Source organism: Luteibacter sp. PvP120 (assembly GCF_054055715.1).
In genome coordinates this window covers 63,089-85,243 of record NZ_JBSRXP010000009.1, presented here as the reverse complement: position 1 = coordinate 85,243, position 22,155 = coordinate 63,089, and the positions used below count along the sequence as shown (strand labels likewise).

19 protein-coding genes are annotated in these 22,155 nt (G+C 67.2%); 8 read left to right on the top strand and 11 right to left on the bottom strand.

The features are described from left to right. Positions 1 to 231 precede the first annotated feature (231 nt). The 4 genes from ACVKN3_RS16675 to ACVKN3_RS16660 all read left to right on the top strand — a co-directional run bounded on the left by ACVKN3_RS16675 (position 232) and on the right by ACVKN3_RS16660 (position 4,590). Positions 232 to 1,239 (top strand): hypothetical protein, encoded by a 1,008-nt coding sequence (locus ACVKN3_RS16675; RefSeq protein WP_285405804.1) that lies wholly within the window; start codon positions 232 to 234, stop codon positions 1,237 to 1,239. Positions 1,240 to 1,365: 126 nt separating this feature from the next. Continuing rightward, positions 1,366 to 3,024 carry an energy-dependent translational throttle protein EttA gene (gene ettA / locus ACVKN3_RS16670; RefSeq protein ID WP_285405805.1) on the top strand — a complete coding sequence of 553 codons (1,659 nt, stop codon included), beginning with the start codon at positions 1,366 to 1,368 and terminating at the stop codon, positions 3,022 to 3,024. A gap of 247 nt (positions 3,025 to 3,271) precedes the next feature. Then, positions 3,272 to 4,087, top strand: a complete 816-nt coding sequence (gene pyrF / locus ACVKN3_RS16665; protein WP_285405806.1) for an orotidine-5'-phosphate decarboxylase — start codon at positions 3,272 to 3,274, stop codon at positions 4,085 to 4,087. A gap of 119 nt (positions 4,088 to 4,206) precedes the next feature. After that, positions 4,207 to 4,590: a hypothetical protein gene (locus tag ACVKN3_RS16660; RefSeq protein WP_036137387.1), complete on the top strand. Its 384-nt coding sequence runs from the start codon at positions 4,207 to 4,209 to the stop codon at positions 4,588 to 4,590. A gap of 22 nt (positions 4,591 to 4,612) precedes the next feature. Here ACVKN3_RS16660 and def read toward each other — a convergent pair whose 3' ends face one another. Further along, positions 4,613 to 5,149 carry a peptide deformylase gene (gene def / locus ACVKN3_RS16655; RefSeq protein ID WP_036137389.1) on the bottom strand — a complete coding sequence of 179 codons (537 nt, stop codon included), beginning with the start codon at positions 5,147 to 5,149 and terminating at the stop codon, positions 4,613 to 4,615. 197 nt (positions 5,150 to 5,346) lie between these two features. Here def and ACVKN3_RS16650 point away from each other — a divergent pair, with 197 nt between their 5' ends. Further along, complete coding sequence (locus ACVKN3_RS16650) at positions 5,347 to 7,422, top strand: carbon starvation CstA family protein (RefSeq protein WP_354516257.1); 2,076 nt, start codon at positions 5,347 to 5,349, stop codon at positions 7,420 to 7,422. A 10-nt stretch (positions 7,423 to 7,432) separates the two neighbouring features. Beyond that, positions 7,433 to 7,639, top strand: a complete 207-nt coding sequence (locus tag ACVKN3_RS16645; protein WP_354516259.1) for a YbdD/YjiX family protein — start codon at positions 7,433 to 7,435, stop codon at positions 7,637 to 7,639. A 49-nt stretch (positions 7,640 to 7,688) separates the two neighbouring features. On the opposite strand, the gene ACVKN3_RS16640 is transcribed toward ACVKN3_RS16645, so the two are convergent. Beyond that, positions 7,689 to 8,396: a FadR/GntR family transcriptional regulator gene (locus tag ACVKN3_RS16640; RefSeq protein ID WP_285405809.1), complete on the bottom strand. Its 708-nt coding sequence runs from the start codon at positions 8,394 to 8,396 to the stop codon at positions 7,689 to 7,691. Between the two features lie 132 nt (positions 8,397 to 8,528). Here ACVKN3_RS16640 and ACVKN3_RS16635 point away from each other — a divergent pair, with 132 nt between their 5' ends. Continuing rightward, positions 8,529 to 9,662 carry an aldose epimerase family protein gene (locus tag ACVKN3_RS16635; RefSeq protein ID WP_285405810.1) on the top strand — a complete coding sequence of 378 codons (1,134 nt, stop codon included), beginning with the start codon at positions 8,529 to 8,531 and terminating at the stop codon, positions 9,660 to 9,662. An 882-nt stretch (positions 9,663 to 10,544) separates the two neighbouring features. On the opposite strand, the gene ACVKN3_RS16630 is transcribed toward ACVKN3_RS16635, so the two are convergent. The 8 genes from ACVKN3_RS16630 to ACVKN3_RS16595 all read right to left on the bottom strand — a co-directional run bounded on the left by ACVKN3_RS16630 (position 10,545) and on the right by ACVKN3_RS16595 (position 19,428). Next, positions 10,545 to 11,447 (bottom strand): DMT family transporter, encoded by a 903-nt coding sequence (locus tag ACVKN3_RS16630; protein WP_285403754.1) that lies wholly within the window; start codon positions 11,445 to 11,447, stop codon positions 10,545 to 10,547. After that, positions 11,444 to 12,298 carry a glycosyltransferase family 2 protein gene (locus ACVKN3_RS16625; protein WP_354516262.1) on the bottom strand — a complete coding sequence of 285 codons (855 nt, stop codon included), beginning with the start codon at positions 12,296 to 12,298 and terminating at the stop codon, positions 11,444 to 11,446. Before ACVKN3_RS16625 ends, ACVKN3_RS16630 begins: the two co-directional genes overlap by 4 nt. Before the next feature lie 16 nt (positions 12,299 to 12,314). Continuing rightward, positions 12,315 to 16,178 (bottom strand): phosphoribosylformylglycinamidine synthase, encoded by a 3,864-nt coding sequence (gene purL, locus ACVKN3_RS16620; protein ID WP_285403746.1) that lies wholly within the window; start codon positions 16,176 to 16,178, stop codon positions 12,315 to 12,317. A gap of 73 nt (positions 16,179 to 16,251) precedes the next feature. Beyond that, the gene (locus tag ACVKN3_RS16615) at positions 16,252 to 17,001 is read right to left on the bottom strand and encodes a DsbC family protein (protein WP_036137422.1); all 750 of its coding nucleotides are present in this window, start codon (positions 16,999 to 17,001) and stop codon (positions 16,252 to 16,254) included. A 167-nt stretch (positions 17,002 to 17,168) separates the two neighbouring features. Further along, positions 17,169 to 17,519, bottom strand: coding sequence for a hypothetical protein (locus ACVKN3_RS16610; protein ID WP_354516265.1), 351 nt, complete (start codon positions 17,517 to 17,519; stop codon positions 17,169 to 17,171). 25 nt (positions 17,520 to 17,544) lie between these two features. Beyond that, positions 17,545 to 17,895, bottom strand: a complete 351-nt coding sequence (locus ACVKN3_RS16605) for a hypothetical protein (RefSeq protein WP_285403735.1) — start codon at positions 17,893 to 17,895, stop codon at positions 17,545 to 17,547. A gap of 199 nt (positions 17,896 to 18,094) precedes the next feature. Then, on the bottom strand, positions 18,095 to 19,045 hold the full coding sequence (gene xerD, locus ACVKN3_RS16600; RefSeq protein ID WP_285403732.1) for a site-specific tyrosine recombinase XerD: 951 nt from the start codon (positions 19,043 to 19,045) through the stop codon (positions 18,095 to 18,097). 32 nt (positions 19,046 to 19,077) lie between these two features. After that, positions 19,078 to 19,428: a hypothetical protein gene (locus tag ACVKN3_RS16595; protein ID WP_036137430.1), complete on the bottom strand. Its 351-nt coding sequence runs from the start codon at positions 19,426 to 19,428 to the stop codon at positions 19,078 to 19,080. 169 nt (positions 19,429 to 19,597) lie between these two features. Here ACVKN3_RS16595 and ACVKN3_RS16590 point away from each other — a divergent pair, with 169 nt between their 5' ends. Then, on the top strand, positions 19,598 to 20,092 hold the full coding sequence (locus ACVKN3_RS16590; RefSeq protein WP_354516267.1) for an RDD family protein: 495 nt from the start codon (positions 19,598 to 19,600) through the stop codon (positions 20,090 to 20,092). A gap of 7 nt (positions 20,093 to 20,099) precedes the next feature. Here ACVKN3_RS16590 and ACVKN3_RS16585 read toward each other — a convergent pair whose 3' ends face one another. Then, a complete protein-coding gene (locus tag ACVKN3_RS16585) occupies positions 20,100 to 22,103 on the bottom strand; it encodes a hypothetical protein (protein WP_354516269.1) in 2,004 nt (667 codons plus the stop codon). Positions 22,104 to 22,155 lie beyond the last annotated feature (52 nt).

Genomic DNA, 22,155 nt, shown 5'->3' with positions numbered 1-22,155 from the left:
TTCCCCGCCCGGATGACGCACAACACGGCGCCGACTGACGGCGTTGCGGGACCTTCCAGATCAACCGGACCCGGTGCCCTGGCCGGCAGGTCCAAGGAGCCAGCGATGACGTACATACGATCAAGTCAAATACCTACATCCCGCTAGGCAAGCTCCTAGGGTGATCGCCCTGGCTTGTGCGTAGGCTAATTCTGCGGTCGCATCCTGCCGCGTAGGGAAAGGAATACCCCCATGAAAACACTCATGCTCACGATCGCCATCGCTTCCGGACTGGCCGCATGGACGCCCCCCGTCCCCGCCCAGCCCGACCGGATTGCCGAGGCATTCGACCGCCAGATAGCCGGGGGCCTGCCCAGCGACGTCCTGTTGTCCCGCCCGGGCGCCATGCCGCAGCGGGTCAGCGTGCTGGAGCGGCTCAACACCGCCCTCGACTTCCCCGACGGAACGCAGGGCACCCTGTACCTGGCCGAGGTCGACGGCCGCCCGGCCAGCGTCATCCGGGTGGGCGACCGCGTCGACGTCGTCGTGGACGACGACACCCCGGCGGCGGCACCGCGTATGGACCGCTTTTCCTCCGGCTCAGGCGCGTGGCCATGGCTGGAAGGAAGCGACCTTTTGCTCCTTCCCGGCAACGAGCAGCCTGACGAGTTGACCGAGCTGTACGGCGGCAGCGACGCGCCGTCGGAGAAGACGCTGCACGTCTGGATCTTCCTGCACGATCGGTCCGGCGAGCGCGACTACGCCAAGTTCCTCAACTGGTACGCCGCGTGGTGGATCAAGGACATGGAAGCCAACGTACGCCCCGGCATGCCGATCAGGGTGTCGCTGCGCGACCGCATTCCCGGCCTGACCGACATGGATTACCACGCTGGCCAAGCCGAAAGCCGCATTGCGGATATCGCCACGGCAGGCGCCCGTTACGTCAGGGAACAGGGCGGCCACGTGGACAACCTTTCGCGCTTCGTCCTTTTCGTGAACGAACCGCCCCGGAACCTGCCCTCCGGCGTGCTCGGCGGCGCCATCGAGCCGTATCGGGCCGCCATCGCCAGCAACCGCGCGCACCGGCACATCTTCGCGCACGAGGTGGGCCACCTGATCGGAGCCACGCACGAGGCCGCCGAGAACCGTTTCTTCTGCGTCACCAACATGGCCGACAACATCATCGGCAAGGCAGCGTGCCGGGTCTACACCAAGGCCAACGACCAGAACATCCGCGATTACCTGAGCGCCCGCCTGTAGGGCGCAGGGACCCCGGTCCCGGGAGGCCTGCTCTCCCGGGACAACGGCTATAATGGGGGTTTGTACCCACGCGTCGACGCCCCCTTCCCCGTCGGAAGGCAGGCGGCCGCGCCTTCCGGAGGCCGCATGCAATACATCTACACCATGAACGGGGTCAGCAAGATCGTTCCCCCGAAGCGCCATATCATCAAGGACATCTCCCTGTCCTTCTTTCCCGGCGCGAAGATCGGCCTGCTCGGCATCAACGGCTCGGGCAAGTCCACGGTGCTGCGGATCATGGCGGGCGTGGACAAGGACTTCCAGGGCGAGGCCCGGGCCAACCCCGGCACCAAGATCGGCTACCTGGCGCAGGAACCCGACCTGGACCCGGCCAAGACGGTGCGCGAGGTCGTGGAAGAAGGCGTGTCCGAGGTCCTGGACGCGCAGAAGCGGCTGGAAGAGGTCTACGCCGCCTACGCCGAGGAAGGCGCGGACTTCGACAAGCTGGCCAAGGAGCAGGAAGCCCTGGAAGGCATTCTCGCCGCCAACGACGCCCACGCGCTGGAGCGGCAGCTCGAAGTCGCCGCCGACGCACTCCGCCTGCCGCCCTGGGACGCCCTGGTCGGCCCGCTGTCCGGCGGTGAGAAGCGCCGCGTCGCGCTATGCCGCCTGCTGCTGTCCAAGCCCGACATGCTGCTGCTGGACGAACCGACCAACCACCTGGATGCCGAGTCGGTCGACTGGCTGGAAACCTTCCTGCACGACTACCCTGGCACGGTCGTCGCGGTCACCCATGACCGCTACTTCCTCGACAACGCCGCCGAGTGGATCCTCGAACTCGATCGCGGCCGCGGCATCCCCTGGAAGGGCAATTACACGGAATGGCTGGAGCAGAAAGGCGAGCGCCTGAAGCAGGAAGCCAACCAGGAGAAGTCACGCCAGAAGGCCCTGCAGAAGGAACTGGACTGGATCCGCACCGCCGCGAAGGGCCGCCAGTCCAAGGGCAAGGCGCGCATCAACCGCTTCGAGGAGCTGAACTCGGTCGAGTACCAGCGCCGCAACGAAACCAACGAGATCTTCATCCCGCCGGGTGAGCGCCTGGGCCAGGAGGTCATCGAGTTCAAGAACGTCACCAAGTCCTTCGGCGACCGCATGCTCATCGAAGACCTGTCGTTCAAGATCCCGCCCGGTGCGATCGTCGGCATCATCGGCCCCAACGGTGCCGGTAAGTCCACGCTCATGAAGATGATCATGAACCTGGAGAAGCCGGACACCGGTGAGGTCAAGCACGGCCACACGGTCAAGCTGGCCTACGTCGACCAGTCCCGTGACGCGCTCGATCCGAAGAACAACGTGTGGCAGGAAGTCTCCGGCGGTTCGGACATCCTTACCATCGGCAACTTCGAGATCCAGTCCCGCTCGTACATCGGCCGTTTCAACTTCAAGGGCACCGACCAGCAGAAGATCGTCGGGCAGTTGTCCGGCGGCGAGCGCGGTCGCCTGCACATGGCCAAGACCCTGCTGCAGGGGGGCAACGTGCTACTGCTGGACGAACCCTCCAACGACCTGGACGTCGAAACGCTGCGCGCGCTGGAAGACGCCCTGCTCGAGTTCCCCGGCTGCGCGGTGGTCATCTCGCATGATCGCTGGTTCCTCGATCGCATCGCCACGCACATCATCGCGTTCGAAGGCGACTCCCACGTGGAGTTCTTCCCCGGCAACTACAACGAGTACGAAGCCGACAAGAAGCGCCGCTTCGGCGACGACGCCGGCCCCAAGCGCGTGAAGTACAAGAAGCTGGTCTGACACAGATACCCATACCACCCACACCAACACCAACACCGCCGTAGGAGCGCACGCTGTGCGCGAGAAGCCAACAACGCGATGATGCGACACCCGCCATCGTGCCGGCCATGCGCTTCGATGTGCAGATGGCCACATGGCGAATCGCGTACACGGCGAATCGCGCGCACAGCGAATCGCGCACATCGTGCGCTCCTACCGGTGTTTTTATGTAAAGACGTCCACACACCTCATTCGAGCGAAGCCACCCATGAACTTCATGACCTCCCTGAGGGACGCCTGGCGTCGCAACGACTCCCTGCTGTGCGTCGGCCTCGACCCCGAGCCCGGTCGCCTGCCTGCCGGCCTGTCCGGTAACGAGGGCATATTCGAATTCTGCCGGGCCATCGTCGATGCGACGGCCGGCCTGGTCTGCGCCTACAAGCCGCAGATCGCCCATTTCGCGGCACAACGTGCCGAAAACGCGCTGGAGCGTGTCATCGCGCATGTCCACGCGACGCAGCCGGGCATTCCCGTGATCCTCGATGCCAAGCGCGGCGACATCGGCTCGACCGCCACGCATTACGCCAGCGAGGCGTTCGATCGTTACGACGCCGACGCCGTTACCCTCAACCCCTATCTGGGCCAGGATTCGATCGCACCGTTCCTGGAACGGGCCGACAAGGGCGTGATCCTGCTGTGCCGCACCTCCAATCCCGGCGGCAAGGATTTCCAGGCGCTGGACTGCGGCGGGCAGCCGCTTTACCTCCGCGTCGCCGAAACCGTCGCCCGCGAATGGAACACAAACGGCAATTGCGCCCTGGTGACCGGTGCCACCTGGCCGGACGAACTTGGCAAGGTGCGTGCCGTGGTCGGCGACATGCCGCTGTTGGTGCCAGGCATCGGTGCCCAGGGCGGCGATGTGGAAGCCGTGATGAGACATGGCGGCACGTCCACCGGCGATGGACTGATGATTTCATCTTCGCGCGCCATCATCTACGCTGGCACCGATGGGGACTTTGCCGACCTAGCACATCGCGCGGCCGACGAATTGAGAAAATTGATCAACTCGTTCCGTCATAGCTAGGCGGAACAAAAAGCAGTCGCAAATTGCACGACTTGGCAACTGCAAAAGCCTTACGCTGGCGCTGTACGCTAACCAACAATACCCGGCTCACGGCGCCACCGCGTTCCACCGGAGTAGTCATGCCACCTATGAACCGAGGTTTTTCCCAACGCCTGCATGTTGCGCTGGACATGGCGGGTGTGAAGAAAGGCCGCGGCCGCATCACCCAGCTGGCCGATCTTTTCGACGTCAGTCGGGAGACGGCACGCAAGTGGCTGAGCGATCTGGGCCTGCCGGAACTGGAACGCCAGATCGATATGGCGACCCGTTTCGGGGTCAACTTCGAATGGCTGGCCACCGGCCGGGGCGCACCGAACGGCGCGACCGGCGTCCGTGAAAGCCCCGCCCTCTACCGTGCCGATTCGCGCGAGCAGTTGCGCCTCGTCGGACTGGTCAGCCGCCTGCCCAAGGAGCGGCGCAAGGCCTTGCTGGTGATAGTCGAGGCGCTGGCGGAAGCCGAATAGGCCTCCGCGGCCGCGAACTTTCTCAGTCGTCGCCGATGTCCATGCCGGGAAACAGGACATCCGTATAGCCGAACTTCGCGAAGTCCGTGATGCGAGAGGGATACAGCCGCCCGATCAGGTGATCGCACTCGTGCTGCACCACACGCGCGTGGAACCCCTCGGCCGTGCGATCCACGGGCGCACCGTTGCGATCCACACCCTGGTAGCGGATCAGCGAGTAACGATTCACGGCACCACGCAGGCCGGGTACCGAAAGGCAGCCCTCCCAGCCTTCTTCCATGTCCTGCGACAGTGGAGTGATCAGCGGATTGAGCAGAATCGTCTGCGGCACCGGCGGGGCATCCGGATAGCGCTCGCTGGCGTCGAAACCGAAGATGACCAGTTGCAGGTCGACGCCGATCTGCGGCGCCGCCAGGCCCACGCCGCCAGCGTGATACATGGTGTCGAACATGTCCTGGATCAGGGCATCCAGCTCGGCCGTGCCCATCATCGCGTCGGGCACCGGGGCCGCAATGCGCAGCAGGCGTTCGTCACCCATCTTCAGAATGTCGCGGATCATCGTCGTGCCCGGGGAGTGGGGATGCCTCCAGCATGGCGGCGGAAGGCCCCGGGCTCAAGCGTCTTTCGCGAGCCCGCGGCATGCGGATGCCCGCAAAACCATTCGACCAATGGCTAATGCCCGAAAGGCGCCACGGCGATTGACCCCCATCGCGCGCGGGACGACCCTTGTGCCATCCGCAAGGGGAGCACCGAACCATGCACAACGCCATTCCGAAACCCGGTCCCGCGGGGAAGATCCTGTGGGCCGCCATTGCGATCGTGGGGGCCTGGTGCCTCGGCGTCGTCGCCCTCCGCCGGGGCGAGCCGATCAATGCCATCTGGCTGGTGGCCGCCTCCCTGGCGGTGTTCCTGATCGGCTATCGCTTTTATAGCCGCCTGATCGCCGACAAGGTGCTGCGCATGGACCCGGGCCGCGCCACGCCGGCCGTGCTGCGCAACGACGGGCTGGATTACGTGCCCACCGACAAGTGGGTGGTGTTCGGGCACCACTTCGCCGCCATTGCCGGCGCCGGCCCCCTGGTCGGCCCCGTGCTGGCCGCGCAGATGGGTTACCTGCCCGGCACGCTGTGGATACTGATCGGCGTGGTGTTCGCCGGCGCGGTGCAGGATTTCATGATCCTGGGGCTTTCCCTGCGCAGGGACGGTCGCTCGCTGGGTCACATGCTGCGCGCCGAGCTGGGCGCGGTGCCCGGCGTCATCGCCATGGTGGGCATCCTCGTCCTGATGATGATCGTGCTGGCCGTGCTGGCGCTGGTGGTGGTGAAGGCGCTGACCCACAGCCCGTGGGGCACGTTCACCGTGGCCGCGACCATCCCCATCGCGCTGCTGATGGGGCTATACCTGCGCTACGTGCGCCCAGGCCGCATCCTCGAGGTATCGATCATCGGCCTGGTGCTGTTGCTGGCGTCCATCTGGTACGGCAAGGCAGTGGCCGATTCGGCGACGCTGGCTCCCCTGTTCGACTACGACGCCCGGTCACTGGCCTGGTGGCTGATCGGCTATGGCTTTTTCGCTTCCGTGCTGCCGGTGTGGCTGCTGCTCGCACCCCGGGATTACCTGTCCACCTTCCTCAAGATCGGCACGATCGCCCTGCTCGCCCTGGCCATTTTTATCGCCGCACCCACGCTGCAGATGCCTGCGGTCACCCGCTTCATCGACGGCAGCGGGCCGGTCTTCCAGGGCAACCTGTTCCCGTTCCTGTTCATCACCATCGCGTGCGGCGCCGTCTCCGGCTGGCATTCGATCATCGCCTCCGGCACCACGCCCAAGCTGCTCGCCAACGAGGGCGAGGCCCGCATGGTGGGGTACGGCGGCATGCTGATGGAGGCGTTCGTCGCGATCATGGCGCTGATCGCCGCCTCGTCGCTGCACCCGGGCGTGTACTTCGCCATGAACTCGCCGGCCGCCCTGGTCGGTGCCACCGCCGAGTCCGCCGCGCAGGCGATCAGCGCCTGGGGTTTCGTGGTCACGCCGGCGGAGCTGACGGACACCGCCCGCAACATCGGCGAGAGCACTATCCTGGGACGCGCCGGCGGTGCGCCCACCCTGGCCGTGGGCATGGCGCAGCTGTTACACGGGATCATGCCGGGCGAAGGCATGATGGCCCTCTGGTACCACTACGCCATCCTGTTCGAGGCGCTGTTCATCCTCACCACCGTCGATGCCGGCACCCGCGTGGGTCGCTTCATGATCCAGGAACTGGCCGGGATGGCCTGGGCACCGCTGAAGCAGACCGACTCCTGGCTGGGCAACGTGGTGGCCACGCTGATCTGCGTCGGGCTGTGGGGCTATTTCCTCTACCAGGGCGCGGTCGACCCGCTGGGCGGCATCAACACCCTGTGGCCCCTGTTCGGCATCGCCAACCAGATGCTCGCCGCGATCGCCCTGATGCTGGCCACCGTGGTGACGGTAAAGCTGAAGCGTCAGCGCTACGTGCTGGTACCGGCAGTGCCGGCCGCCTGGCTGGTGATCTGCACGCTCACCGCCGGCTGGCAGAAGCTGTTCGACGCGAAGATCAGCTTCACCGCCGCCGCGCAGAAGTATGCGGATGCCGCCGCCGCGGGCACCCTGCTGCCGCCGGCGAAAACCGCAGACGCCATGCAGCGCATCGTCACCAACAACCGCGTGGACATGGCCCTCACCGCCATGTTCATGCTGCTGGTGCTGACCATGCTGTTCTTCTCCATGCGCGCCGTGCTGCGCGCCTGGCAGGTCGACAGGCCGACCGCCCAGGAAGAACCCCGGGTCGCCTTGTCCAGCGTCGCCCAATAAGGACATGGCCATGAAACAGACCTCCGCCGGCACGCCGCCCTCATGGTGGAAAAGAGTGGTGCAGACCGCCCGCCTCTGCTGTGGCGTACCTGACTACGACGTCTACGTGAAGCACCTGCGCGAGCACCATCCCGAGCGCGACGTGCCCACGTACAAGCAGTTTTTCCGCGAACGGCAGGAAGCCCGTTATCGCGGCACGGGCGGTCGCTGCTGCTGAGGGACGACCGTGGAGCCGGGCCCGTATGCCCCCCGTGTACCCGGCCGGCTCAGTGCCGGCGGCTCTTGCGCATGTTGGTGCGCGATTCCGCGATCAGCGTGCGCATCGCCTTGGCCGCCTCGTTGGGGCGACGACGGCGGATCGCCTCGTACACCGCCCGGTGCTGGGCGACCGCATAGGCAATGTCGGGTGCGGTGCGGGCTGACATCACGAAAAAGGTTGCCAGGGCCGTTTCGATCACCGCGAACAGGGCACTCAGCAGCTCGTTGTTGGTCGCTTCGAGCACGGCCTCGTGGAAACGCAGGTCGGCCGCGGCCCAGTCGTCCAGGTCGTCGGTTTCCTGCATGCCCTGCAGCGCGGCGGCGATCGCCTCCAGCTGTTCGGGCCGACGGCGACGCGCCGCCGCCATGACGGCGGCAGGCTCGATGATCTCGCGCATCTCGACCAGCTTCTCGACGAAATCGTCGGTGGGCAGCGACGCGCAACGCCAGCCAAGCACGTCGGCGTCGAGATGGTTCCAGTAGCGCGGGTCGCGCACCCGCATGCCGGTTTTCTGCCGGGTCTCGATCAGGCCCTTCGAACCCAGCACCTTCAGCGCCTCGCGCAGCACGGTGCGACTGACCGCCATCTGCTCGGCCAGCACCGCCTCGCCTGGCAGCGGATCGCCCGGGCGCAATACACCGCCGACGATGGATTCGCCGATTTCCTCGATCACCCGCGCATGCAGGCTCTTCGGACCTGCCGCTCTTGCTGCCATGACCCCACCCCCTCAGGACGAAGGCCCATCCTAACGACGTAACGGCGTTACCGGATGACGCAGCGCAGCTTGTCATTTGTCCGACAAATATGGTCATGTCGGACACCACCAACTCAAGGGAGTCAAGCTGTGATGAAACCGCTATCCGCGCTGATCTCGGCGATCCTGCTTGCGACGACATCGGCGGCCGCGCTGGCCGGCGAGGCGTCCAAGGCATCCTTCGGCAGCACGCCGGATGGCAAGGACGTCACACTGGTCACCCTCACCAACGGCCACGGCATCACCGCGAAGGTGCTTTCGCTGGGTGCCGCGCTGTACGCCCTGGACCTGCCCGACCGCAACGGCAAGCCCGGCGACGTGGTGCTCGGCTATCCCGACCTGAAGGGCACCTTCGCCAAGCCGCAGTATTTCGGTGACACCGTGGGTCGCTACGCCAACCGTATCGCCAAGGGCACGTTCACCCTCGACGGCAAGCAGTACACAGTGCCGGTCAACGACGGCCCCAACTCGCTGCACGGCGGCAAGGTGGGCTTCGACAAGGTGATCTGGACGGTGGACAAGGTGGAATCCGGGGCCACGCCCAGCGTCACGCTCAGCTATGTCAGCCCGGACGGCGACCAGGGCTATCCCGGCAAGCTCACCACCACCGCCAAGTACACCCTGGACGACAAGAACCAGCTGACCATCGAGTACACCGCCACCACCGACAAGCCGACCATCGTCAACATCACCAACCACACCTACTGGAACCTGGCCGGCGAAGGCCGCGGCAGCGTGATGGACCAGGAGCTGATGATCGCCGGCGACGCCTACCTGCCGACCGATGCCACGGCCATTCCCACGGGCGAGGTGCGCAACGTGGCTGGCACGGACTTCGATTTCCGCAAGGCCAAACCGATCGGCCGCGACATACGCGATGCAAAGGAACAGCAACTGGTGCTGGGCAAGGGTTACGACCACAACTGGGTGATCTCACGCAAGGAAGCGGCCCAGCCGCGCGAGGTGGCACGCGTCACCGACCCGAAGAGCGGACGCGTGCTTTCGCTGTGGTCGGCCCAGCCCGGGCTGCAGTTCTATTCCGGCAACTTTCTTGACGCCACCACGTCGGGTAAGTCGGGTGGCATCTATCGCCAGGGCGACGCCTTTGCGCTGGAACCGCAGATCTACCCGGACACCCCGAACCAGCCGGATTTCGGCTCGGCTCGGCTCGATCCAGGCAAGACTTACAAGAACACCATGACTTATAAATTCTCTACGGTGAAGTAAGCGAGGCTTTGGGGCCTCTTGGCCTCAGGGGCTTCGAGCAAGAGCCGGCGGGTGCCACCCTCGGGGCCACGCCTGCGGCGACCCGCTAGCGAAGGGCCGCTGGCGCGGCCGTTTGCTTATTGCCCTGCGGGCCGGGTCGGGCTTCGAACGGGGATTTTCGATTCGCCATCCATGGCTCAGCGAAAATGGCCGGCCGTCCTGGCCGGCCCCCTGACGGGCCTTTTCCGTTCGAAGCCCTCGCCTGCGGCTACCGGCCCCGAGGGTGGCACCCGCCGGCTCTTTCCAGCACTGAGGTTGCGTGTGGGGAGAGCGAAGAGCTGGGTTTCGCTTCGTGGGTGGGAACGCTCGCCTGCCTGTTGCGCATGGCATCGGTCGCCTTAGATACGTTGAGGGTTCGCGCACGTGCGTGCGCTCCTACCCGGACGGCAGATCAGGCGTTGGATATGCCACAACCGGCACTACCCCTGGGGTAGGAGCGCACGATGTGCGCGAAAAGCCAACGAAGCGGCGACGCCACACCCTGCACGTCTGCGGTCGCTCGCGTAACAACCTGCCTCAGTCTGGGGAAGAGCCGGCGGGTAGCCCCCTCGGGGCCGGTAGCCGCAGGCGAGGGATTCGAACGGACAAGGCCGCGTAGCGGGGCCGGCCAGGACGGCCGGCCATTTTCGCTGAGCCATGGATGGCGAATCGAAAATCCCCGTTCGAAGCCCGACCCGAATATGGCGCGCGTAGGAGCGCACGATGTGCGCGAACCAGATACACGGCCGCGCCAGCGGCCTTTCCTCAACGGGTCGCCACAGGCGTGGCCCCGAGGGGGCTACCCGCCGGCTCTTGCCCCAGAGCCCAAAGCTCCAAGGCCAAACGCGATGCCGAAGGCGAGCCCTACCCCACCTCATGATGCAAAGCCTCAGCCAGCTGACGCCGACGAAAGCGCGGCGCCAGCTCGACCAGGTACATAGCCGCCAGTACCAGCCCGCCACCGACCACCATCCGCACGGTCAGCGCATCCACGCCGAGCAGCACGGCAAACCCCGCTGCGAATACCGGTTCGGTGGTCATCACGATGGCCGCGCGCGTGGCGGGCATGTGCGACTGTGCCCAGGTCTGCACCAGCAGGGCGAACGCGCCCGCGATCAACGCCATGTACAGCACCGCCACCCATGCCTTGCCGTCGGGCGGCAACGCCGGACCGTGGTGGGGCGCGGTGGCGGCAAGGCAGACCGCGGCGATGCCGACCATCTGCACCGCGGACATGCCAAACGCGCTCCCGGGCTTCGACCAGTGGCCCAACCCTACGATATGCAGCGCATACAGCGCCGCCGACGCCAGGGTGAGCAGCACGCCCAGGTCCACGGTGAAACCGTTCAACGCGAGCACGCCCAGACCGACCGTCGCCAGCACGGCGGCGAACCAGGTGCTTACCGGCATGCGCTGGCGGAACAGCAGCAGGGCGAGGATGGGCGTGATGACGACATACATGCCGGTGACGAAACCGCTGACGCTGGGCGAGGTGAGCGCCAGGCCTTCGGTCTGCAGCCATTGCGCGAAGCCGTAGAGCACGCCCAGCCCGAGGCCGCGCAAGCGCTCGACGCGGCCCAGCCGCCACACCGGCACGGCGAACACCGCAAGCATGACGACGGCGGCGATGGCGAAACGGACGGCCAGGAAATCGACCACGGCCATGCGGCCGACGACGTCCTTGATGAGCACGAAAGTGGAGCCCCAGATCGCCGTGACGGCGAGCAGACCCAGGGTGGCGACACCGCTGCCCTTTGCGGCGCTCACCGGCGCCGGCGTAACAGCTGGCCGGGAATCTTGACGACGAAGTGCGCCCAGATGCCCAGCCACACGATCAGCCGCACGAGCGGGTTGCGTGCCGCTGGATCGTGGCGCCGGAACCACAGGTACATGCTGCGGTGCTTGTGCCGGCTGACGAAGACCGGCCGGTGGCGACTGGACCCGCCCTTGCCGTGCAGCACCCGTACGTCGCCCGCCAGCAGCACACGGTAACCGCTGTCACGCACGCGACGGCACAGGTCCATGTCCTCGCAGTGGAGGAAGAAGGTTTCGTCGAAGCCGCCTACCCGCTCGAACACGTTACGCGGTATCAGCAGGATGGCGCCGGAAACGATCTCGACCTCCTCGGCACCCTGTGGCATCGGTCCGTGGATATCGATGCCGCCGTCACCGCCACGCCCCAGCTTGGTACGCAGCGCGCGTGCCAGCAGGGGATCGCGCCGCCGCGACGCGGGATCGGGACGCCCTTCGCTGTCGCACACCACCGCGCCCACGATACCCGTATGGACATCCATATAGGCAATCATGCGCGTCAGGGTATCGGGCTGCACCAGGCAGTCGGGATTCAACACCAGCAGGCGTTCGCCGCGCGCGTGCAGCGCGCCACGGTTCACCGCCGCGCCGAAACCCAGGTTGGCCCGGTTGTAGACCACACGGACACGCTCGTCGCGGGCGTAGGCACGGTCCAGCGATTCGGGCACGCCGTCGGCGGAGCCGTTATCGACCACGATGACCTCGACCGGCACCTCGCTGGCGAGCGCGTGTTCGACGCACTCGCGGGTGAACGGGCCACTGTCCGCGAGGACGACGATGACGCTGGTGAGGTCGGACGTGGTCACCGTGGCGTGCGGCGGATCAGCCGACCCAGACGCGGGCGTTGCGGAACATGCGCATCCACGGGGAATCCTCGCCCCACTGCTCCGGGTGCCAGCTCAACTGGGCACTACGGAACACGCGCTCCGGATGCGGCATCATGATGGTGACGCGCCCGTCCGCCGCGGTGAACGCCGCCAGGCCGCCCGGCGAACCGTTCGGGTTGAGCGGGTAGCTTTCCGTCGGCCGGCCACGGTTATCGACGAAACGCGCCACGCCGTGGCTCTTCGACGGGCTGCACACGTTCGGGAAGTAGACCCGGCCTTCGCCATGCGCCACGGCCACGGGAATGCGCGAACCGGCCATGCCGCGGAAGAAGACGCTGGGCGAGTCGAGAATTTCCAGCGTGGCCACGCGCGCCTCGTATTGCTCGGACTGGTTGCGCAGGAACTGCGGCCAGTGGCGGGCGTCCGGGATGATGTCCTTCAACTGCGACATCATCTGGCAGCCGTTGCACACACCCAGCGCGAAGCGGGTGCCGTCCTCGAAGAAACGGGCGAACTGCTCGCGCAACGCGTCGTTGTAGAGGATCGACGTGGCCCAGCCGCGACCCGCACCCAGGACGTCGCCATAGGAGAACCCGCCGCAGGCCGCCAGGCCGACGAAGTCCTTGAGGTGATGACGGCCACTGGCGAGGTCGGTCATGTGCACGTCGACGGCGTCGAAGCCGGCGCGGTCGAACGCCGCCGCCATCTCCACCTGGCCGTTGACGCCCTGCTCGCGCAGGATGGCCACGCGGGGCCGCTTGCCGGACAGGATGAGCGGTGCGGCGATGTCTACCGAGGGGTCGAAGGTCAGCTTCGGCGAGATACCCGGATCGGCATCGTCGAGCCGCCAGTCGCTTTCCTGGTCGGCGCTGTGCGGGTTGTCGCGCAGGCGCTGCATGGCGTAGCTGGTTTCGTTCCAGGCGCGGAACAGCTCGGTCCAGTTCCATTTGAACGGGGTTTCGCCGTTCAGGTGCAGCTTGATGCCCAGTTTTTCCTTCGGACGGCCGACCATGTGGGTCATGCCGGTGAGACCATGCTTCACCACCAGGGCCTCGAAGGCCTCGCGGTTGGCCGAGGCCACCTGCACCACCGCGCCCAGTTCCTCGTTGAACAGCGCGCGCAGCATGGCGTCGGCCCAGCCGTCCAGGCGCAGCTCCAGGCCGCAGCGACCGGCGAAGGCCATTTCCAGCAAGGTGACGATGGCGCCGCCGTCCGAGCGGTCGTGGTAGGCCAGCAGCAGGCCGGAGCGGTTGGCCTCCTGGATAAGCTCGAACATCGCGCGAAGGCGCTTCGGGTCGTCGAGATCGGGCGGCACGCCGCCGCTGCGGTTGAACACCTGGGTGAGCGCGGATCCGCCGAGGCGATCGCGGCCGGCACCCAGGTCGATCAGCCAGAGTTCGGTATCGCCACGGTCGGTCTTCAGTTGCGGCGTGAGCGTGCGACGCACGTCGTCCACGCGGGCGAAGCCGGTGATGACCAGCGACACCGGCGACACGGTCTTCTGCGCCTTGCCGGTCTCGTCGGTCCACACCGTCTGCATGGACAGGGAGTCCTTGCCAACCGGCACCGAGATATCCAGCGACGGGCAGAGCTCCATGCCGACGGCCTTCACCGCGTCGAACAGAGCGGCGTCCTCGCCGGGGTGGTTCACCGCGGCCATCCAGTTGGCGGACAGGCGCACTTCGTCCAGCTTCAGCGAGGCTGCGGCGAGGTTGGTGATCGCCTCGCCCACGGCCATGCGCGCGGCATCGGCGCTGGACAGCAGCGCCACCGGCGCACGCTCGGCCATCGCCATGGCTTCGCCAGCGTAGCCGTCGAAGTCGGTCATGGTGACGGCGACATCGGCTACCGGCACCTGCCACGGGCCCACCATGGGATCGCGGGCGTTGAGGCCGCCGACGGTACGGTCGCCGATGGTGATGAGGAAGCTCTTGCTGCCCACGGCGGGCAGGCGGAGCACGCGCAGCAGCGCCTCGTTCATGCCGATGCCGGTGAGGTCGGCGACCAGGTCGACGCGCGGCTTCACGCGAACGGCATCGCGATGCATGCGCGGCGGCTTGCCGAACAGGACATCCATGCCCAGGTCGATCACGGTGATGTCGCGCCGCGTGTCGCGCACGATCAGGCGGGCTTCTTGCGTCGCGTCGCCGACCACCGCGTATGGGCAGCGCTCGCGCGCGCAGAAGGACTCGAACAGCGGGAGGTCTTCCGCACCGATGGCCAGCACGTAGCGCTCTTGCGACTCGTTGCTCCACACCTGCATGGGTGAGAGGGTCGGGTCGTCGCAAGGCAGCTTCGACAAGTCGATGATGCCGCCGACGCCGGCGTCGTTGAGGATCTCGGGGATGGCGTTGGAGACACCGCCCGCGCCCACGTCGTGAATGCTGACGATGGGGTTGTGGTCGCCACGCGCCCAGCAGGCGTCGATCACCTGCTGGCAGCGGCGTTCCATCTCGGGGTTGTCGCGCTGCACGGAGGCGAAGTCCAGCTCCGCGCTGGACGTGCCCGAGGACACCGACGACGCGGCACCGCCGCCCAGGCCGATCAGCATCGCCGGACCGCCCAGCACGATGACCTTGTCACCGGGGCGCACCTTACGCTTCTGCACGTGGTCAGGACGGATGGCGGCCAGGCCACCGGCGATCATGATCGGCTTGTCGTAACCGCGGCGCACGCCCTTCTCGCCGGTTTCCTGCTCGAAGGTGCGGAAGTAACCACCCAGCGCGGGACGGCCGAACTCGTTGTTGAACGCGGCGGCGCCCAGCGGGCCATCGCGCATGATCTCGAAAGCCGAAGCCATGCGCGGCGGCAGGGGGCGTTCCTTTTCCCACGGCCGGGGCAGCCCGGGGATGCGCAGATGCGACACCGAGAACCCGGTAAGACCGGCCTTGGGCTTGCCGCCGCGACCGGTGGCGCCCTCGTCGCGGATTTCGCCACCGGCACCGGTGGCCGCACCCGGCCAGGGCGCAATGGCCGTGGGATGGTTGTGCGTCTCGACCTTGATCGCATACGGCGCCGCTTCGGCCACCTTGCGGAACACGCCGTCTGCCGGGTCGACGAACAGACGCTGGCCGTCATAGCCCGCGATCACGGCGGCGTTGTCGTGGTAGGCCGACAGCGTGTGCTCGGGCGAGTGCTGGTGGGTGTTCTTGATCATGCCGAACAGCGAGATGTCCTGCGCCTGGCCGTCGAGCGTCCAGGTGGCGTTGAACACCTTGTGCCGGCAATGCTCGGAATTGGCCTGAGCGAACATCATCAGCTCGGCGTCGGTCGGGGCGCGACCCATCTCGGCATAGCGCTCGGCCAGGTAGGCGATTTCATCGTCGGCCAGGGCGAGGCCGAGTTCGCGGTTGGCGGCCGACAGGGCGGCGCTGGCGTCGTCGCCCAGTTCCACATGGCCCAGCGGACCCGGCTCGCCGACCAGGAACAGGCCGGTGGCGTCATCCAGGTGGGCCAGTGGCGACTGCACCATGGGATCGCAGAAGGAGGCCATGACCGCGGCATGGGCCGGGTGGTCGGCCTCGGGCATGCCGGTGATCCGCCAGGCGGTGCCGCGCTCCACGCGTCGCACGTCGAAACCGGCGCCATGCAGGATGTCGGTGGCCTTGCTGGACCACGGCGAGATCGTGCCCAGGCGCGGCACGATCCAGAACGTGGCATCGTCGGGCGTATGGGCTTTCGCCTCCAGCACAGCCAGCAGGCGTGCCCGGGCCTCGCCTTCCGGCGGGGTGGCGACGTCGACGAAATAGGTGAACCAGGCGGCCTGCACCCGCGTCCCGTGATGCAGGGCATCCAGGTGGGCGTTCAGTCGTTCGAGGCGAAACGGTGAGAGGGCGCTCTGCCCGTCGAGTGCGATCATGCGGGGGAGAATAGGCGCTGAAGGAAAACGCCCATTCTACATGATGTTGCGCGGCAACATGGGCCGCGCGGGATCACCCGCCGCGGACGGTGCCGGCCGGGGCCTGCAGTGCCTGGAGCAACTGCGCGGGGGTGACGTAGCCGCCGACCACGTCACCGTTCTCGGTCACGATGGTAGGGGTGCCGTTCACGCCGAGACGCTCGCCCAGCTCGAATTCGTCCTTCACCGGGTTGGCGCAGGTGGCGGCCTTGGGAGTGGCACCGCTCATGGCCTGGTTGAAGGCGTTCTTGCGATCCGCGCTGCACCAGACAGACACGGCCTTGGTATACGACGGGGTGTCATTGCCCGACGTGGTCTTCAGGCCCTCGCGCGGCCAGAACACGTATTCGACCGCGATGCCCTGCTTGTTGAATTCGTCGATGTGGGCGTGAAGCTGGCGGCAGAAACCGCAATCCACATCGGTGAACACCGTGACCGTGTGCTTGGGGTTGGCCGGGGCATAGACCAGCCGCTGCGAGGCGGGCACCTTGGCCAGTTCCACCTTGCGCGTGGCGGCCCAACTGGCGGCGCTCAGGTCGGTCTTGGCCTTCAGGTCGATCAGGTTGCCGTTGAGCATGTACCGGCCGTCCGCGCTGACGTAGACCATGCGCCCGGAGGCCACCACCTGGTAGAAACCGGGCATCGGCGCGGCGGCGATGCTGTCCACCTTGATACCGGGGGCCAGCGATTCGACCGCGGCACGCACGGCCTGGGTATCGTCGGCCGCGTGCGCCGTCATGGCGAACGCGCCAGCCAGCAGCGCGGGGAGGATCTTCTTCAACATCGGTACGACTCCATCTGTCACCGTGGGGATGCGGGACCGACTTTGAACACGGCCGCCGCTTTCGGTTCCCCGGATTGTGGCACGGCTCACCGTCCCGCGGGTGTGAGACGGCGACGGAGGGCGCGGTAACAGACGAATCGCGTGCGTCGAGACGATCCACGGACGGCTCAAAGCGGTTCGATGGTCGCCTTGAAGCCAGCCACCACACACGCGAGCTGATAGTCGAGGGCACGCCTTGCGGCGTCCATCCACGCCACGGACGCGCCGGCATCCTGCGCCTGATCTCGCAGGTGTTCGAACACCGCGACAAGCACGTCCGCCGAGTCCAGCAAGAGGGTAATGGCCACGCTCAGTTTCATCGTGTCGTCACCCGGGTCGATGCCGGTCGCGGCCTGCATGCGGATATCCGCACCCTCCCGGAGGACGCGAAGCTCTTCCTCCGACATCAGGTCGTCCCTGTCGACCGTACGGATGATCGACCTGACCATGCGGTCGTTCGATTCCAGCTTAATGCCCATGACATGCTCCTTTATGAGTTATCCCTCACGTCTGCGGGAATGCTGCCCGGTACCCACCGATGACATAAGCGATCTGATGTTCGACGGCCGACTTCACGTCGGCGCGCTGAACGTCGGACATCCTCGAAAGGGCAGGTTCCGTCGCGACGCGTCGCATGTTCTCCACAAGCGAATCGACGGCCGGACGCACGCGCGCCAGCGCATCCCTGAGTGCGTTCTCTCCGGCGCGGACATCCGCGTGCATGGCCTGTCCGAACTGCAGCGCGGCCGCATCGCGAAGGCGATCTAAGGGCACGGTCGGATCAGCAGCGCCTTCATCCATACCGGACATCAGCGACGCAAGTACTGGGTCGTCGGCGTTAAGTTTCACGTTCATCGAAAATCACCTCGTCCTGCGGTGGCGCGCCGATCCGACGCGTTTCAAACCAGACTACGCAGTGGGCTATCGCGAAACAACAACCAGAACGTTCCGGAGAAATCACATTTTCTCCAATAAAACAGCGATCTACACGTCGAGTGCCGCAGATACGTGACGCTAGCTGTCCGTTGCCGGGCGAAACTTCAGGACGCCGTCATCAACCTCGCGGGTGGTGCTGAGCGTGAAGGCGCTTCAGCCCCTCCTTGGCCACCAGCGTGTAGATCTGCGTGGTGCTGAGCGAGCTGTGCCCCAGCAGCATCTGCAGGGCACGCAGGTCGGCGCCGTGGTTGAGCAGGTGGGTGGCGAAGGAGTGGCGCAGCACATGGGGGGACACCCGCTTCGACGGGATGCCGACCTGCAGGGCATAGCGTTTCACCAGCGTCCAGAACATCTGCCGGGTGAGTGCCCCGCCGCGCCGCGAGAGGAACAGCGCCGCCGGCTGCCCATGACCTTTTGCCAGCGCCGGACGGGCTTCGCGCAGGTACGTATCCACGTGGCGCAACGCCTCTTCGCCCACGGGCACCAGGCGATCCTTGTCGCCCTTGCCGGTGACCCGCAACACGCCTTGCCGCGTGTTCAGTCCCGCCAGCGGCAAGTCGACCAGTTCGGACACACGAAGGCCGGAGGAGTACATCAATTCGAGCATGGCGCGGTCACGCTGGCCCAGCGGTGTCGACAGGTCCGGCGCGACGATCAGCGACTCGATCTCGCGCTCGGCCAGGGCCTTGGGCAACCCGCGCGGCATCCTTGGTCGTTGCATGAGCAAGGTGGGGTCGTCGGTCGTGGCATCGTCCCTCGCCCGTTGCGCATAGAACCGGCGGAACGCGGACTGCCGCCGCGCCATGCTGCGCACGGCCACCGGCTGGCTACCATGGTAGGCCGAGATATCCTCGCGAGTCGCCGTGGCGAGCGACTTGCCGCGCGTGGCGAGCCAGCGCCCCAGGCCTTGCAGATCGCGTCGGTAGGCTTCGAGCGTACGCTCGGCCAGGCCGTCCTCCGACCAGATGCGCTCGATGAAGCGATCGATCAGGCGGGCGTCGTCGTCCCGCGGAGGAACGGGGGCTGCCGGTTCGGTAGCGGTGGGGACGCGCGGGTGCGGCGAGGGCATGGACCGGATGGTCGCATGCCCTCGCCCTCGACTCAAAGCCTCTGGACGCTGGACTGGTACCCAGCGACGATGTAGGCAATCTGGTGTTCGATCGCCGCCTTCATCGCCTCACGTCGCTCCGGCGGAAGGTTGACATTTCGCGATTCGATGGCCACGCGCTGCATGTTCTCGACGAACTCGTCGGCCTGGAACAGCACACGCACGACGGATGCACCCAGGGGCGTCGTGGGAATGAAAATGGACAGTCCTGTCGCTTCCAGGACGTGCTCGTCGGCACTGTCACGAAGGCTCTGCATCTCGACGGGCGATGTCACGTCATCCTTGCCGATGTCCTCGAGTACGGTGTTGAGGGCGACGTCCGTAGAAGAAAGCTTGAGGCTCATAATGGGATGCTCCGTGCAGTGAGGGGTATGAAGCCGACATTGGCGGCACACGCCGGAGGGGTCAATGTCCGGCAAAACCCATGAAACCCCACGAAACTAACCGGCAAGCCTGCGGCTTTCCGAATTTCCGCTACGATCGCCCGGCCGATCGCGTCACGCAGGTAGACCCATGCTCCCCAATCCGCCCGCCCCTGCCTCCGCCTGGCGCCGTTTCGCGGCGATCGTCTACGACGCGCTGGCGGTCGTGGCCATCGTCATGGTGGTGGGGCTGCTCGCGCAGATGGCCACGGGCGGGCAACTGTTCGATGCGCACGGACACCTGCTGACCTGGTGGTACCAGCCCTTGCAGGGCGTGGCCGTCGGCGCGTATTTCCTGCTGTCGTGGGTGCGTGGCGGGCAGACCCTGGGCATGCGGCCCTGGCGTATCCGCGTGACGGATGCGCGGGGCGACGCAGTAGGCTGGCGACGCGGCCTGGTGCGGCTGGCCGTCGCGGCGTTGCCACTCGCGCTCGTGCTGATCTTCCCGCTGACGTCGCTGCGCGCGGCACTGTGGGCGCCGATCGTCGGCTGGGCGATCCTGTTGCTTCCGGCGCTGGTGGACCGTCGTCGCCGCGCGCTGCACGACATGGCCGCGGGCACGGAGATTCGCCCGCCAAGCCAGTGAACGCCGCCTACTTGAACTGATCGCTCGCTGGCACCCACGAGCCCGACGCCGGTGAGGCCACGGGCACGTTGATCTTGATCGACGCCTCGCAGCCCGGCGGCAGAGGCCCACCGGTGACACGTGCGGTGGTGCAAAGCGCTGTGTTGTCGAACGCCGCGGGCGCTGCCGCCACTGTCGCGCTGTTCGCCGGCGGCAGGTTCTCGGCCAGCGGTTTCGCCGGCGCCATGGTCTGCGTGCGGGCCACGGCGTCCTGGCTGGCTGGCTTCGGCGGGCCGTCGCCACCGCTGCAGCCCAGCGTGAACAACGATATCGCGCTCATGCCCGGGCTGCCCGCACCCTTCGCACCGGCATTGCCGGGACCGGCGGTGCAGTTGAGGCGGATACCGCGAGGCAGGGAAACGGTGGCCTTCACCGTGGTCGCCTCCACGCCGTGGCGAAGCGCGGTATCGACCGAACTCTCGCCCTTGGGCGTCCAGTCGTTATCGAAGCGGGTGGCCTTGTAGTCGACGTGCACGCGCGCGCCGTTCTGCGGTATCAGGTTGCCGCGCGGTTTCAGCTCGGTGTAGGCGCCCACGGGACCGGCCTTGTCACCCTGCCCGCCCACCACGCCGTCGCTGCGCTGCGACGTGCCGTCGGCACCGGTGAGGCGCGTGCCTTCATCCGCGCCTTTCGCCGCGCCCGGCTTACCCGAGACCTGTGCGGCACCCGGTGTGTTCGAACCGGACACGTCGGCATCGCCGGGCGACGATTTGCCAGCCGACTGACCCTGCACGGCCTCGGCCGACGCGTTGCTGCCCTGTTTGCCCTGCGTGGCCGCCTTGGCCGTGGACTGGCCGGCCGCGGTGTCGCCCGGCGCCTGGCCGGGCGCCGCGGGCGCCGTGTCCGCACCGGCCACCGGACGCTGGATATCACCAACTGCGACCGCAGGCGCCTGTACGGCCGGGCGCGCCACCGCGCTCTCCGGTGCCGATACCGACGGTTTGGCCACGGCGTCCGGCAACGGCACGGCCGCGAGTTCCGCCTCAGCCTCGACCGGCGGAGCCTGCACGCTCTGCACCGAGATCCGTGTCGGCACCGGTCGCATGTCCGCGGTCAGGTCGGGCCGGGGCACGGCCGCTTCCACAGCGACCTTCGGCAGCGGCGCCTCTTGCGGCGTCGGCGGCGCGGCACTCGTCTCCACCTCCGGGCGCGGCACCGTGGCGAGCGTCATCGCCGTGGTCGGTACGGGCGTGGTCCGCTCGGCAGTGATCGTGGGTGGCGCGGGTGTCACGGCTATCTGCGCCGCCGGGGTCGGCGGGATCGACAGCGAGGCCGGTGGCGGCATGGGCGCGGAGCCCTCGGCCTGCGGGCGACGCACCGGCTCGGGCTGGAACCGCGGGGGCACGACGTCCGGCCGGGGTGTATCCATCGCAAGGTCCGGCGGCGCCTGGGTCGGCACGGGCACTTTTTCCAGCTCCGGCTGCGGGGGCGGCGCCTTTGGCTGCACCACGGGACGATCGGCCACGGCGAGGACGCTGGGAGGCGGCGCGACCGGCTTCGGCGCAGCCTTCACCTTCGGCGCGGGCGCGGCGGGCGAGGCCACCGCGGGACGTGACGGCGTGCGCGCCGCGGCGACGGCCGACGCATGCGCGCCCTGCGCGGCGCGACTGGCCGCGGTGGACCACTTGGTCGTGTATTTCACCTTCGCCACGGGTGCCGTGGACGGCGTGCCGCGCACGGGCGGCACGGGCGGCGGCGGCTTGTCGATCAGCCGCACCTGCAGCGCATCGGGATGCTCGGGCTCCGGGGGCGGCGGCAGCACATCGTAGGCGGGTCCCAGGATCATCCCGAACAGGAACGCCAGGTGGATGAGCAGGGTGCCGACCCAGCCGGCGATGCGCCGCCCGCTGGCGCCGGGCTTGCGACGCAGGTGCTGGCGATAGACGATCGCGTGCAGCGCCGCATCGCGCGGCGCGAGGGGCGGTGAAGGATCGGCGTCCGGCGCGTTGTCCGGTGGCAGGAGGGTCGGCATCGGGCGCTAGTGTCCCCGCTCCCGCGGCGCCGCACAATCGCGCCCTGCCCTG